12 protein-coding genes are annotated in these 13,112 nt (G+C 71.6%); 4 read left to right on the top strand and 8 right to left on the bottom strand.

All coding sequences use genetic code 11. The features are described 5' to 3' along the window. The first annotated feature begins 4 nt into the window (after positions 1-4). The gene (gene aceA / locus ACK4LS_RS00905) at positions 5-1,321 is read left to right on the top strand and encodes an isocitrate lyase (RefSeq protein WP_409712161.1); all 1,317 of its coding nucleotides are present in this window, start codon (positions 5-7) and stop codon (positions 1,319-1,321) included. A gap of 122 nt (positions 1,322-1,443) precedes the next feature. Beyond that, positions 1,444-3,105 (top strand): malate synthase A, encoded by a 1,662-nt coding sequence (aceB, locus tag ACK4LS_RS00900; RefSeq protein ID WP_409712159.1) that lies wholly within the window; start codon positions 1,444-1,446, stop codon positions 3,103-3,105. Between the two features lie 169 nt (positions 3,106-3,274). Here the strand turns inward: aceB and ACK4LS_RS00895 are convergent, their stop codons facing one another. Beyond that, positions 3,275-4,570, bottom strand: a complete 1,296-nt coding sequence (locus ACK4LS_RS00895; protein ID WP_409712157.1) for a chloride channel protein — start codon at positions 4,568-4,570, stop codon at positions 3,275-3,277. Positions 4,571-4,655: 85 nt separating this feature from the next. Here ACK4LS_RS00895 and ACK4LS_RS00890 point away from each other — a divergent pair, with 85 nt between their 5' ends. After that, complete coding sequence (locus ACK4LS_RS00890; protein WP_409712155.1) at positions 4,656-5,855, top strand: pyridoxal phosphate-dependent aminotransferase; 1,200 nt, start codon at positions 4,656-4,658, stop codon at positions 5,853-5,855. A gap of 157 nt (positions 5,856-6,012) precedes the next feature. Here the strand turns inward: ACK4LS_RS00890 and ACK4LS_RS00885 are convergent, their stop codons facing one another. Genes ACK4LS_RS00885 through ACK4LS_RS00870 form a run of 4 tightly spaced genes read right to left on the bottom strand, consistent with a single transcriptional unit; the run spans position 6,013 to position 8,821 of the window. Beyond that, a complete protein-coding gene (locus ACK4LS_RS00885; protein WP_409712153.1) occupies positions 6,013-7,149 on the bottom strand; it encodes a UDP-N-acetylmuramate dehydrogenase in 1,137 nt (378 codons plus the stop codon). Beyond that, on the bottom strand, positions 7,149-7,553 hold the full coding sequence (locus ACK4LS_RS00880; RefSeq protein ID WP_409712151.1) for a MaoC/PaaZ C-terminal domain-containing protein: 405 nt from the start codon (positions 7,551-7,553) through the stop codon (positions 7,149-7,151). Before ACK4LS_RS00880 ends, ACK4LS_RS00885 begins: the two co-directional genes overlap by 1 nt. Next, a complete protein-coding gene (locus tag ACK4LS_RS00875; RefSeq protein ID WP_409712149.1) occupies positions 7,550-7,999 on the bottom strand; it encodes a MaoC family dehydratase N-terminal domain-containing protein in 450 nt (149 codons plus the stop codon). Before ACK4LS_RS00875 ends, ACK4LS_RS00880 begins: the two co-directional genes overlap by 4 nt. A gap of 24 nt (positions 8,000-8,023) precedes the next feature. Continuing rightward, entirely contained in the window at positions 8,024-8,821 is a 798-nt protein-coding gene (locus tag ACK4LS_RS00870) for a sulfite exporter TauE/SafE family protein (protein ID WP_409712147.1), read from the bottom strand. Positions 8,822-9,167: 346 nt separating this feature from the next. Here ACK4LS_RS00870 and ACK4LS_RS00865 point away from each other — a divergent pair, with 346 nt between their 5' ends. Continuing rightward, complete coding sequence (locus tag ACK4LS_RS00865; protein ID WP_409712145.1) at positions 9,168-9,803, top strand: NADPH-dependent F420 reductase; 636 nt, start codon at positions 9,168-9,170, stop codon at positions 9,801-9,803. 128 nt (positions 9,804-9,931) lie between these two features. Here the strand turns inward: ACK4LS_RS00865 and ACK4LS_RS00860 are convergent, their stop codons facing one another. The 3 genes from ACK4LS_RS00860 to ACK4LS_RS00850 all read right to left on the bottom strand — a co-directional run bounded on the left by ACK4LS_RS00860 (position 9,932) and on the right by ACK4LS_RS00850 (position 13,070). Next, a complete protein-coding gene (locus tag ACK4LS_RS00860) occupies positions 9,932-11,092 on the bottom strand; it encodes a cystathionine gamma-synthase (RefSeq protein WP_409712143.1) in 1,161 nt (386 codons plus the stop codon). Next, positions 11,089-12,093 carry a pyridoxal-phosphate dependent enzyme gene (locus ACK4LS_RS00855; protein WP_409712141.1) on the bottom strand — a complete coding sequence of 335 codons (1,005 nt, stop codon included), beginning with the start codon at positions 12,091-12,093 and terminating at the stop codon, positions 11,089-11,091. The genes ACK4LS_RS00860 and ACK4LS_RS00855 overlap by 4 nt, the downstream gene beginning before the upstream one ends. Positions 12,094-12,221: 128 nt before the next feature. Further along, positions 12,222-13,070 (bottom strand): SDR family oxidoreductase, encoded by an 849-nt coding sequence (locus ACK4LS_RS00850; RefSeq protein ID WP_409712139.1) that lies wholly within the window; start codon positions 13,068-13,070, stop codon positions 12,222-12,224. Between the last annotated feature and the right edge of the window lie 42 nt (positions 13,071-13,112).

Here is a 13,112-nt window from a genome sequence, read left to right as displayed (position 1 = left end):
CGACATGACGATCCAGGCCACCCCCGCCCCGCGGCCCCCGCGCGCCGGCGACCAGACCGAGACCGCCGCCGACATCCGCGCCTCGTGGGAGAACGACCCCCGCTGGGACGGCATCGAGCGCACCTACACCGCCGACGACGTCGTGCGCCTCCGCGGCAGCGTCCGCGAGGAGGCGACTCTCGCCCGCCGTGGGGCCGAGAACCTGTGGAACCTCCTGCACACCGAGGAGTACGTGCGGGCGCTCGGCGCCTACACCGGCGGACAGGCCGTGCAGCAGGTGCGCGCGGGGCTGAAGGCCATCTACCTCAGCGGGTGGCAGGTCGCCGCCGACGGCAACCTCGCGGGCCAGACCTACCCGGATCAGAGCCTGTACCCCGCCAACAGCGTGCCCGCGGTCGTCCGCCGCATCAACAACGCCCTGCTGCGGCAGGACCAGATCGAGCGCGCCGAGGGGGAGATCACCCGGGACTGGCTCGCGCCCATCGTCGCCGACGCCGAGGCCGGGTTCGGTGGACCCCTCAACGCCTACGAGCTCGCGCTCTCGCTCATCCAGGCCGGGGCCGCCGGCATCCACTGGGAGGACCAGCTGGCGAGCGAGAAGAAGTGCGGCCACCTCGGCGGCAAGGTGCTCGTGCCCACGCAGCAGCACATCCGCACCCTCAACGCCGCGCGTCTCGCCGCCGACGTCGCGGGGGTGCCGACCGTGATCATCGCCCGCACTGACGCGCTCGCCGCCGACCTTCTCACCAGCGACATCGACCCGCGCGACGCGGAGTTCCTCACCGGCGAGCGCACGAGCGAGGGATTCTCCCGGGTGCGCCCCGGACTGGACGCCGTCATCGCCCGCGGCCTCGCCTTCGCGCCCTACGCCGACCTGCTGTGGGTGGAGACGGGCGAGCCGGACATCGCTCTCGCGCGGCGCTTCGCCGAGGCGATCCATGCCCGCTACCCGGGCAAGATGCTGGCCTACAACTGCTCGCCGAGCTTCAACTGGAAGCGTCACCTCGACGACGCGCAGATCGCGACGTTCCAGGCCGACCTGGCGGCGATGGGCTACGCGTTCCAGTTCATCACCCTCGCGGGCTTCCACGCCGTGAACCACTCGATGTTCGACCTCGCCCGCGGCTACGCCGATCGCGCCATGAGCGCGTACGTGGAGCTTCAGGAGGCCGAGTTCGCCGCCGAAGCCGTCGGCTACACCGCCACGCGCCATCAGCGCGAGGCGGGGACCGGCTACTTCGACGTCGTCTCCACCGCGCTCAACCCCGACAGCGCCACCCTCGCCCTCGCCGGCTCCACCGAGACCGCCCAGTTCCACTGACCCTCGTTCGAGTGTCCAAGACACCCGGACGGATTCCGAAACGGTCCGGGTGTCTTGGACACTCGGCACCTCGTTCGCGCTGCGCGAGCAGCGGTGCCGCACCGACACAGAAAGCCACGACCATGACCCTCATCGACACCCCACCCCCGCCGGCCACCGAAGGATCCCGGATGCCGAGCACCCCGGCATCCATCCCGCACCTGCGTCTCGAGCGCCCCCTCGAGGGCCGGGATGCCGAGATCCTCACCCCTGCCGCGATCGCGTTCCTCACCGAGCTGCACGACCGCTTCGCCCGCCGTCGGCACGACCGCCTCGCCGCACGCCTGCGCCGACGGTTCGAGATCGGCACGGGCGACGACCCGCACTTCCGCGCCGACACCGCGCACATCCGCGACGATCCCTCGTGGCGCGTGGCCGGGGCCGGCCCCGGCCTGGAGGACCGCCGGGTCGAGATCACCGGGCCCACCGACCCGAAGATGACGATCAACGCCCTCAATTCCGGCGCACGGGTGTGGCTGGCCGACCAGGAGGACGCCACCTCCCCCACGTGGCGCAACGTCATCGGCGGACAGCTCTCGCTCTTCGACGCGATCCGCGGGCGGCTGTCGTTCACCAGCCCGGAGGGCAAGCGCTACGAGGTCACCGCCGAGCGCACCCCCACGATCGTGATGCGACCGCGCGGCTGGCACCTGCCCGAGAAGCACGTGACGTTCGTCGATCGTTCCGGCCGCGCGTTGCCGGCATCCGGTTCGCTCGTGGACTACGGGCTCTACGTGTTCCACAACGCGCACGCGCTGATCGCGGGCGGCCGCGGCCCCTACTTCTATCTGCCGAAGATCGAATCGGCGGAGGAGGCACGCCTGTGGGATGACGTGTTCTCGTTCACCGAGGAGCGCCTGGGCCTCGCGCACGGCACGATCCGGGCGACCGTGCTGATCGAGACGCTGCCGGCCGCCTTCGAGATGGAGGAGATCCTCTTCGCCCTGCGCGATCACTGCGCGGGACTGAACGCCGGTCGATGGGACTACATCTTCTCGATCATCAAGACCTACCGCGGTCGGGGTGCCCGGTTCGTGCTGCCCGACCGCAGCGAGGTCACGATGACGGTTCCGTTCATGCGGGCGTACACGGAGTTGCTCGTGCAGACGTGCCACCGGCGCGGCGCGTACGCGATCGGCGGCATGAGCGCCTTCATCCCCAACCGGCGGCGACCCGAGGTGACCGAGGCGGCGTTCGAGAAGGTCGCCGCCGACAAACGGCGCGAGGCCGGCGACGGCTTCGACGGCACCTGGGTGGCCCACCCCGACCTCATCCCCGTCGCCCTCGCGGAGTTCGACGCGGTGCTCGGCGAGGAGCCGAACCAGCTCGGGCGCACGCGCGCGGAGGTGTCGGTCGAGCCGGCCGACCTGCTCGACGTGCGCATCGGACGCCCCGTGACCGCGACGGGCGTGCGCGGCAACGTCTCGGTGGCCATCCGCTACCTCGAGGCGTGGCTGCGGGGTCTGGGCGCCGTCGCGATCGACGACCTCATGGAAGACGCCGCGACCGCCGAGATCTCGCGCTCGCAGATCTGGCAGTGGATCCACCAGGATCACGCCACCGTCGAGGGCACGCCGATCACCCGCGAGTACGTCGAGTCGCTGGTGCAGGACGTGCTCGCCGATGCGCCCCGCTCCGACGGCGACCGGTTCGACGACGCCGCCGCGGTGTTCCGAGAAGTCGCGCTGCGCGAGGAGTTCCCGGCCTTCCTCACCCTGCCGGCCTACGCGAAGTACCTGGACTGACCGGATGCCGAGGGGCCGGGGCCACGAGCCTCGGCCCCTCGGTCGCGCCGACGGGGCCTCGCGCTCCGGGAGGCGCCTCGCGCTCCGGGAGGCGCCTCGCGCTCCGGGAGGCGCCTCGCGCTCCGGGAGGCGCCTCGCGCTCCGGGAGGCGCCTCGCGCCGACCGCCCGTCAGGGGCGCGCTGGGTCGATCGGTGCGAACGGCCGCAGGCTCTCGCGCGAGGTGAGCTTGGACGCCGCGAGCGATCCCGCGACGGCGAGGAAGATCGGCAGTAGCAGGTCGAACCCCGTGTTCGTGAATTCGATGATGAGGGCGATCGCGGTGAACGGGGCCCGCATGTTGGATGCCAGGAACGCGGACGCCGCGACGACCGCGAGCGCCGTGCCGTCGGCTCCGGGCCACACGAACGCCCACCCGGCCGCCGCGGCGGCGCCGAGGGCCGCACCGATGGCGACGGAGGGCTGCAAGGTGCCGCCGATGGCCCCCGACCCCAACGACAGTGCGGTCGCGACGTACTTCAACACGGCGAGCGCGATGAGCAGCAGCGCGGGCTGCGACAGGTCGAAACCCGCGGTCGCGAGGGCGCGCCCGTTGCCGAGGATCAGGGGGAACACAGCCCCCAGCACCCCGACCGCGGTGAAGGTCAACGGCAGCACCACGAGCAGCTTCCACCCCTCGGGGCGGAAACGGGCGAGCTTCTTCGTCACCACGGCGAAGCTCGTCGCTCCCCACCCCATGAGCGGGCCGATGAGGATCGCGGCGACGATGAGCGACGCGTTCACCTCGACCGAGCCGATCGAGTACAGCGACCCGTCGCCCACGAGCGGTCGCGCGACGAGCGTGGCGATCGTGCTCACCACGAGAGCGACGACCGCGGCGCCCACGCTGAACTGCGCGAGGAGGATCTCGACGGCGAACAGCGCCCCCGCCAGCGGCACGTTGTAGACGGCGGCGAGACCGGCGCCCGCGGCCGAGGCGATCAGGATGCGGCCCCAACGGGCGTCGAGGCGGAACCACCGCACGACCTTCGAGCTCGCCATCGCCGAGAGTTCGCGCGGGGCGACCTCCTTGCCGATCGAGGCGCCCAGGGCGACCGCCCCCACCTGGATGACGGTGTCGGCGAGCGTCTCCCACCACGGCATTCGGGCCCCGTCGACGCCCTGCTCGACCGTGGCGATGCGTCGCCCGAAGCGACGCAGCAGGTACCAGCCGAGGGCTGCGACCACCCCCGTCCCGCCGACCGTGACGATCGGCAACCACCACACCGACGGGTAGGGGAGCCCGTCGAGGAACGGGCCCTCCTCGTGGCCCCACACGAGGTGCTCGAGGGTGTGCACGATCCACACCAGCAGCAGCACGGCGAGCCCCGTGGCGACGCCGACGAGGAGGGTCGCCACCCCCAGGCGCGCGAGCGTGGCGAGACCTCGACGGCGGGAACGCACGGGCAGAACGGTCGGAGCGGTCACTCCGCCACGCTAATCGACGTATGTTTCGCGCTTCGTCGTCGCCTGCCCCTCGGCTCGAAAGCGCGGAAACACTAGGCTCGGATCCGTGACTTCCCGCGCCCCGCTCTCCCGCAAGCTGTCCGCCATCGCCGAGTCCGCGACCCTCAAGGTCGACGCCAAGGCCAAGGCCCTCCAGGCCGCCGGCCGGCCGGTCATCTCGTACGCCGCGGGCGAGCCGGACTTCGCCACGCCGTCGTTCATCGTGGATGCCGCCGCCGAGGCGCTGCGCGACCCCGCCAACTACCGCTACACCCCCGCCGCCGGTCTCCCGGTGCTGCGCGAGGCGATCGCGGCCAAGACCCTGCGCGACTCCGGTCTCGAGGTCGCCCCCGCGCAGGTCATCGTGACCAACGGCGGCAAGCAGGCGGTGTACCAGGCGTTCCAGACCGTGGTGAACCCCGGCGACGAGGTGCTGCTGCCCGCGCCGTACTGGACCACCTACCCCGAGGCGATCGCCCTGGCCGACGGCATCCCCGTCGAGGTGTTCGCCGACGCCGACCAGGACTACAAGGTCACCGTCGCGCAGCTCGAGGCCGCCCGCACCGACAAGACCACGGTGCTCGTCTTCGTGTCGCCGTCGAACCCCACCGGGTCGGTCTACACCGCCGAGGAGACCGCCGAGATCGGCCGTTGGGCGCTCGAGCACGGCATCTGGGTGATCACCGACGAGATCTACCAGAACCTCACGTACGAGGGCGTGCGCGCCGTCTCGATCGTCGAGGCCGTGCCCGAGCTCGCCGAGCAGACCATCCTGCTCAACGGCGTCGCCAAGTCCTACGCCATGACCGGGTGGCGCGTGGGCTGGATGGTGGGACCGGCGGACGCCATGAAGCTCGCGGCCAACCTCCAGTCGCACCTCTCGAGCAACGTCAACAACGTGGCCCAACGCGCCGCCGCCGCGGCCCTGAACGGCCCGCAGGACGAGGTCGAGCAGTTCCGCGTGGCGTTCGACCGCCGCCGCCGCCTGATGGTGTCGGAGCTGTCGAAGATCGACGGCGTCGAGGTGCCCAACCCGCTCGGCGCGTTCTACGTCTACCCCGACGTGCGCGGCCTGCTGAACCGTTCGTGGGGCGGGGTCACGCCCACGACCTCGCTCGAGCTGGCCGACCTCATCCTCGAGCAGGCCGAGGTCGCCGTCGTGCCCGGAGAGGCCTTCGGCCCGAGCGGCTACCTGCGCCTGTCGTACGCCCTCGGCGACGACCAGCTGCTCGAGGGAGTGCAGCGCCTCCAGCGCCTGTTCGCCTGAGCCGCCTCGCGCCCCGACGTCGACGACCCCGCGGCTGCTCGATCGCATCCGCGGGCTTCTCGCTCCGTCTTGCGCGTGAGGGGTCGTGAGCCGTCGCCCAGCGGAGAGCGGGGCGACGGGAATCGCCCCTCACGCCGTGGTTGGGGAGGGAGGGAGACTAGAGCTCGACGTCGATCAGGACGGGCTCGGGCTGGAGGAGCAGGCCGAATTCGGACTGCACGCGCTGCTGCACGAACCGCGCGAGCTGGGCGATCTCGGCCGCTGTGGCCTCGCCCCGGTTGGTCAGCGCGAGCGTGTGCTTGGTCGACAGACCGGCGCGCGAGCGCGGGAAGCGGAATCCGCGCGACAGCCCGGCATTCTCGATGAGCCACGCGGCACTGACCTTGACCTCGCGGGTCTCGACCGGCGGCGGGGGCAGGATGCCGTCGAACGCGGCGAGCGGGATCACGGTCACCGGATCGAGCTCCGGCCCCATCGGCCACCGGGGGCACGCCTCGGGCAGGGTGCGCGCGAACGCCTCCGACACGATGGCGTTCTGGAAGAACGAGCCCGCGCTCCAGGTGTCGGGGTCTTCGGCGTCGAGCACCATGCCCTTGCGGGCCCGCGTGGCCAGCACGTGATCGCGGATCCAGCGCAGCGACACCGCGTCGTCGGCATCCAATCCCAGTGCGCCGCGCAGCTGGGCGCCCGCGATCGGACGCTCCCCCGCCCCCACGCGCTCGAGCTCGAGCGTCACCGAGAGGATGACCGCGGGACGCTCGGGCACGGAGCCGTAGTGGTGCTTGAGCACCGAGGTGCGAAAACCCAGGCCGAGCTCCGACGCCGGCACGATCGACACCTCGCCCGATGACTCGTCGATCAACTCGACCTCGACGAGCGTCTGCACGATCTCCTGGCCGTAGGCCCCGACGTTCTGCACGGGGGCGGCGCCGACCGTGCCGGGGATCCCCGACATCGCCTCGATCCCCGCGAGCCCGCGCTCGACGGTCTCGGCGACCAGGGCGTCCCAGTCGTGTCCCGCCTGCACGCGCAGACGCGCGGTCTCGGGCCGCGACCCGGGGAGCTCGTCGATGCCGGTCGTGCGCACGCGGATCACGGTGCCCTCGAACGCCTCGTCGCCCACGAACAGGTTCGACCCGCCGCCGAGCACGAACCACGGCGCCCCCTCGGCCCACACCTCGCGCAGGACCGTCACCAGTTCTGCGGACGTGTCGGCCTCGACGAGGCGCGTGGGTACGCCGCCGGTGCGCAGCGTCGTCAGCTGCGCGAGCGGAACCGGAGCGACCTCGGGCATCAGGGCAGCCGCACCCGCACCTGCGCCTTGCCGAGCACGGTGGTGCCGGCGAAGGTCACGGTGAGGTCGATGCGCGCGGTCTCGTCGTCGACCGCGCCCACCTTGGCGCTCACGTGCAGATCGGCGCCCGTGTCGGGGTCGACGACGACGGGTCGCGTGAAACGCACCCCGTATTCGGCGATGCGACCGGAATCGCCCAGCGCGTCGGCGAGGGTGCCGACGGCGATGCCCATCGTGAGCATCCCGTGGGCGAGCACGCCGGGAAGCCCCACGGCGGCGGCGACGTCGTCGCGGTAGTGGATGGGGTTGAAGTCGCCCGAGGCGCCGGCGTAGCGCACGAGCGACTCGCGGGTCAGGTGGACGGAGCGTTCGGCGATGACCTCGCCCACGGTGAACGCGCTCATGCGCCGGCCTCCCCCACGAGCAGGACGCTCGTCGTCGTCACGACGTGGGCGCCGGTGGCATCCACGATCTCGGCCTCGCTGGTGATCATGGCGTTGCCGCCCATCGAACGGATGCCGGTGACCGACAGCGTCGCGACGAGCTCGTCGCCGGCGACGATCGGTCGCGTGTAGCGGAAGCGCTGCTCCGCGTGCACGAGGCGCGACAGCTCGATACCGGAGTCGGCATCGCCCAGCAGCTGCTGGAGCGTGAGGTCTTGCACGACCATCGCGAACGTCGGCGGCGCGACGACGTCGGCGTAGCCGAGGGCGCGCGCGGCCTCGGGGTCGGAGTGCTGCGGGGCGTCGGCGAAGACGGCGCGGGCGAACTCGCGCACCTTCTCGCGGCCGACCAGGTAGGGCGCGGTCGGCGGGAAGGCACGACCGACCAGTTCGGGGTTCACGGGCACGGGATCAGTCTACCGACGGGGCGTTCAGCGCTGGCGGCGGCCGCGGACCGCCTTCACCGCGATCTGCGAGGCGATGAAGACGAGGAAGAGCGAGAACAGCACGTTGGCCACGAAGGGATCGACGGCCTTGGCGATCTGGGCGCCCGCCGCGGTCGTCGCGCACGCCGCGACACCGACGCACGCGGCGGCGACGAGATCGACGTTGCGTCGGCGGAGGTTGCCGACGGTGCCCGACACCGCCGTGGGGATCATCATCAGCAGCGACGTGCCCTTGGCGACGAGGTCGCTCGCGCCGAACAGCAGCAGCAGCGCCGGGACGACGATGATGCCGCCCCCGACGCCGAGGAGACCCGCCAGGATGCCGGTGACCACACCGAGCGCGGCGAGCCCGGGACCCGTCACCCAGGTCAACACGAGCTCGGCGTCGCGGGAGGGGATGACGAAGTACAGGCTCACGATCACCGCGACGAGGAACACCACGAACGACCATCGCAGCGCCGTCTGCGACAGCTTCGGCAGCAGCCAGGTGCCGATCTGCGCGCCGATCACCGCGCCGGCGGCGAGGATCAGCGCGGGGAGCCAGGCGACGTGCCCGTCGACGGCGTAGGTGATCACGCCCACGGAGGCGGTGGGCACGATGGCGGCCAGAGAGGTGCCCGCGGCCAACCGCTGGTCGAAACCGAGCAGCAGCACGAGCAGCGGCACGATCACCGTCCCCCCGCCGACGCCGAACAATCCCGACATGAGCCCGGCCAGCAGGCCCACGGCGATGCACACGGCGAAGAAGCGCGCCGTGCGGGGCGGGTGCGTGTCGTTCGTCACGGAAGGAGTCCTCGTCTCGAGCGGGGCCCGCGTCACCGGACCGTCGACAATCCTGCCACCCGGCGGCATCCGCTCGAGGTGTCTTCGCCGGAGAAGAAAGCGGCCCCCGGTGGTCCGAAGCCGCGTCCACCGGGGGCCGTCGCCCTCACAGGTCAAGCAGGACGGTGACCCGAACACCGGCCCGCGACCACTCGTGTGAGGGTGCGACAGGATTGACGATAGAGCGGGCGCCGTCTCGCCCTCGACCGGTTGACACTGATTACTAGAACTGCTAACTATTTATGCCGGTGAAGGATCGGAACCCGCTTCCGGGAATGCGCGACCCCCGCGCACCGTTCCGACCCTCATGACAACCGTAGGAATCATCGGCGCAGGACACATCGGCTCGGCTCTCGCGAAGGGCTTCGCGAAGCACGGATACGACGTGGTCATCTCCAACTCGCGCGGCCCCGAGACCCTCTCCGACCTGGTCGGCTCCATCGGCGAGCGCGCTCGCGCCGCAACGGCCCAGGATGCCGCGGAAGCCGGCGACGTCGTCGTGGTCACCGTGCCGCTGAAGGCGTACGCCGAGGTCCCCGTCGCCCCGCTCGCCGGGAAGATCGTGCTCGACACCAACAACTACTACTTCGAGCGCGACGGTCGTATCGCTGCCCTCGACGAGAAGAAGACCACCACCTCGCAGATGCTGCAGGAGCACCTCCCCGAGTCGCGCGTGGCGAAGGCGTTCAACCACATCATGGCCGCCGACATCCTCACCGACGGCACCCCCGCGGGAAGCGCCGACCGGCGCGCCCTTGCCACGTCGAGCGATTTCGACGAGGCCGCCGCCCTCGTCGCCCGCGTCTACGACGAGTTCGGCTACGACACCGTCAACGTCGGACCGCTCGCCGAGAGCTGGCGCGTCGAGCGCGACCAGCCCGCCTACGTCGTGCGTCAGAACCGCGACGAGCTCGAGCAGAACCTGGCCCGCGCCCAGCGCTGAGCCGTCACCCGTCGTACCTCACGCATAAACGCGATCCGCGCCGATAAACACGCTCTGCACGTGTTTCTCGGCGCGGATCGCGTTTATGCGTGGTCGGGGGGCGGGGCGCGGGGCGTCGGGGGTCGGGGTCAGAGAGCGGCGAGGGCCTGGTCGACGTCGGCGACGAGGTCGTCGACCGACTCGATGCCGACCGACAGGCGCACGATCGTCTCGGGAACGGCCAGCTCCGTGCCGCGCACCGAGGCGTGGGTCATGGCATCCGGGTAGTTCACCAGCGACTCCACGCCGCCCAGCGACTCGGCGAGCGTGAACAGGCGCGTCGACTCCGCGAAGCGGCGGGCTGCCGTCGCGTCGGCGAGCTCGAGCGAGACGATCCCCCCGAAGCCGCTCATCTGCGACGCGGCGAGCGCGTGCCCGGGGTGCGCGGGCAGACCGGGGTAGTACACCTTGGCGACGCGGTCGTGCCCGTCGAGGTGCTCGGCGACCGCCTGCGCGTTGGAGCTGTGGCGCTGCATGCGCACGGCGAGGGTCTTGATGCCGCGCGTGGTGAGGTACGCGTCGAACGGGCCCGACACGGCGCCCGCGGCGAACTGGAGGAATTGCACCTTCTCGGCGAGATCCGCGTCCGCGAACGCGAGGGCACCGCCCACGACGTCGCTGTGCCCGCCGAGGTACTTCGTCGCGGAGTGCACCACGACGTCGGCGCCGAGCGAGAGCGGGCGCTGCAGGGCCGGGGAGGCGAAGGTGTTGTCGACGACGACGAGCGACCCGGCCTCGTGCCCGAGGCGTGCCAGACCCGCGATGTCGGTGATGCGCAGCATCGGGTTGCTGGGCGTCTCGACCCAGACCATGCGGGGAGCGCGCTCCTCGATCGCCGCGGCCACGGCATCCAGGTCGCTCATGTCGACCACGCGGAGCTTCACGCCCCAGGGGCCGAGCACGCGCGACAGCAGACGGTACGTGCCGCCGTAGACGTCGTTGCCCAGCAGCACCTCGTCGCCCGGGACGAGGGCGGCCCGCAGCAGGGCGTCCTCACCGGCCAGGCCGGAGGCGAACGACAGCGCGCGAGCGCCGCCCTCGAGAGCGGCGATCTGCGTCTCGAGCGCCGTGCGCGTGGGGTTTCCGCTACGGCCGTACTCGTAGCCACCGCGGAGGCCTCCGATGCCGTCTTGGGCATAGGTGGTGGAGACGTGGATCGGCGGGATGACGGCGCCGGTGGTCTCGTCGGGCGCCTGGCCCGCGTGGACGGCGAGGCTGTCGAAGCCGCGGGCGGCGTCGTGGGTGCTCATGCGGAGTGCTCCTGGGAGGTCGGGGGAAGAACGGATGCCGAGGGCTCGACGGCGTAACCGCGGGCGGTCATCCAGTCGTCGTCGAAGATCTTGCTGAGGTAGCCGCGGCCGTGGTCGGGCAGCACCACGACCACCACGGCGTCGGCGGGGAGGTCGCGGGCCACTCGCAGCGCGCCGACGACGGCCATTCCGCTGGAGCCGCCCACGAGCAGGCCCTCCTCGCGGGCGAGGCGACGGGTCATCGCGAACGACTCGGCGTCGGAAACGCGCTCGTACCCGTCGACCAGGGTGGGGTCGAAGGCCGGGGGCCAGAAGTCTTCACCGACGCCCTCGACGTCGTAGCCGTGGATGTCGCCGCCCGAATAGATCGAGCCGACGGGGTCGACCCCGACGATGCGCACGGAGGAGCCGGCGACCTCGCGCAGGTAGCGCCCGATTCCGGTGATGGTCCCGCCGGTGCCGACACCGGCGACGAAGTGCGTGAGCGCACCGTCGGTGTCGCGCCAGATCTCGGGCCCGGTGGTCTCGTAGTGACTGCGCGGGCCGTTCGGGTTGGCGTACTGGTTGGGCTTGAAGGCCCCGGGGATCTCCCGCACGAGGCGGTCGGACACGCTGTAGTACGACTGCGGATCGTCGGGTTCGACGTTGGTCGGCGTCACCACGACCTCCGCGCCGTAGGCGCGCAGGACCGCACGCTTGTCTTCGGCGACCTTGTCGGGCACGACGAAGACGCAGCGGTATCCGCGCTGCTGGGCGACGAGGGCGAGACCGACACCGGTGTTGCCGCTGGTCGGCTCGACGATCACACCGCCGGGCCGCAGCAGGCCGTCGCGCTCGGCGGCATCCACGATGTTGGCGGCGATGCGATCTTTGGCCGAGCCGCCGGGGTTGAAGTACTCGATCTTCGCGAGCACCGTGGCGGCGATGCCGTCGGTGACGCGGGACAGACGGACGAGAGGGGTGTTGCCGACGAGGTCGGCGACGCTCTGGGCGTAACGCACGGTGGAGTCCTGTGGGGTCGGTGCGCCGGGGGGCGCGGCTGACGGGGTCGTCGAAAGAGAACGCGAGGGGGCGTTCAGCGACAACAGCGACAGGTCAGCACGCGGTCAGCATACCCGGTCGCGCGTCGTCACGACACGGCCCCGAGGAACTCCTCGAAACTCTGCGCGGGCCGGCCGGTCACGCGCTCGACGTCGGAGGAGATCCGGGCGAGGTCGCCGCTCGCGATCGAGGTGTAGGTGCTGACCCAGGCGTCGACCTGCCACCGCGGGGCGCCGAACGCCGCACGCGAGGCGTAGGCCTCGTCGACCGTCTCGTCGACGAAGCGCACCGGGTGACCGCGCACGGCCGAGATCTTCGCGGCCACCTCGGCCATGGTCAGGGCTTCCGGCCCCGTCAGGTCGTACGCGGTGTCGGCGTGCGCGGCGGGGTCGAGGAGCACCGAAACGGCCGTGGCCGCCACGTCGGATCGCGACACGAGGGAGCAGCGCCCCTCGCCCGCGGGGCCGCGGATGACGCCGTCGTCGCCGGCGAAGAGCTCCATCATGTCCATGTAGAAGTTGTCGCGCAGGAACGTCCAGCGCATGCCCGAGGAGCGGATGATCTCCTCGGTCGCGGCGTGGTCGCGACCGAGGGTGAACACCGCGTCGGGGGCGGCGGCGAGGAACGAGGTGTAGACGATCGCACCGACGCCCGCGGCGGCGGCGGCCTCGACGAAGGTGCGGTGGTGCTCGACGCGGTCGGCGGTCTCGGATGCCGAGACCATCAGGAGGGTGTCGACCCCCTCCAGCGCGGCGCGGGCGGCATCCGCGTCGGAGTACCGGGCGACGTGCACCTCGGCCCCCTCGAGGCGGGGAGCCCGCGAGGCGTCGCGCACCAGCAGACGCTGGGCGATGCCACGGGCCGCGAGGTCGCGGGCGACGCGGCCTCCCACGGCTCCGGTGGATCCGGTGACGGCGATGACGGGCGGCGTGGACATACGGCCTCCGGGCGGTTGAGCGGTGCCTCCAGCGTAGGCCCG

It is taken from the genome of Microbacterium sp., assembly GCF_046295495.1.
In the GTDB taxonomy this organism is placed as follows: Bacteria; Actinomycetota; Actinomycetes; order Actinomycetales; family Microbacteriaceae; genus Microbacterium.
This window is presented reverse-complemented; position numbering and strand designations above follow the sequence as displayed.

What these genes read in the sequence shown, in the direction of transcription:
- aceA (WP_409712161.1), top strand. Translation starts at nt 5, where the DNA reads ATGACGATCCAGGCCACCCCCGCCCCGCGGCCCCCGCGCGCCGGCGAC.
- aceB (WP_409712159.1), top strand. Translation starts at nt 1,444, where the DNA reads ATGACCCTCATCGACACCCCACCCCCGCCGGCCACCGAAGGATCCCGG.
- ACK4LS_RS00885 (WP_409712153.1), bottom strand. Translation starts at nt 7,149, where the DNA reads ATGCCCGAGGTCGCTCCGGTTCCGCTCGCGCAGCTGACGACGCTGCGC.
- ACK4LS_RS00880 (WP_409712151.1), bottom strand. Translation starts at nt 7,553, where the DNA reads ATGAGCGCGTTCACCGTGGGCGAGGTCATCGCCGAACGCTCCGTCCAC.
- ACK4LS_RS00865 (WP_409712145.1), top strand. Translation starts at nt 9,168, where the DNA reads ATGACAACCGTAGGAATCATCGGCGCAGGACACATCGGCTCGGCTCTC.
- ACK4LS_RS00860 (WP_409712143.1), bottom strand. Translation starts at nt 11,092, where the DNA reads ATGAGCACCCACGACGCCGCCCGCGGCTTCGACAGCCTCGCCGTCCAC.
- ACK4LS_RS00850 (WP_409712139.1), bottom strand. Translation starts at nt 13,070, where the DNA reads ATGTCCACGCCGCCCGTCATCGCCGTCACCGGATCCACCGGAGCCGTG.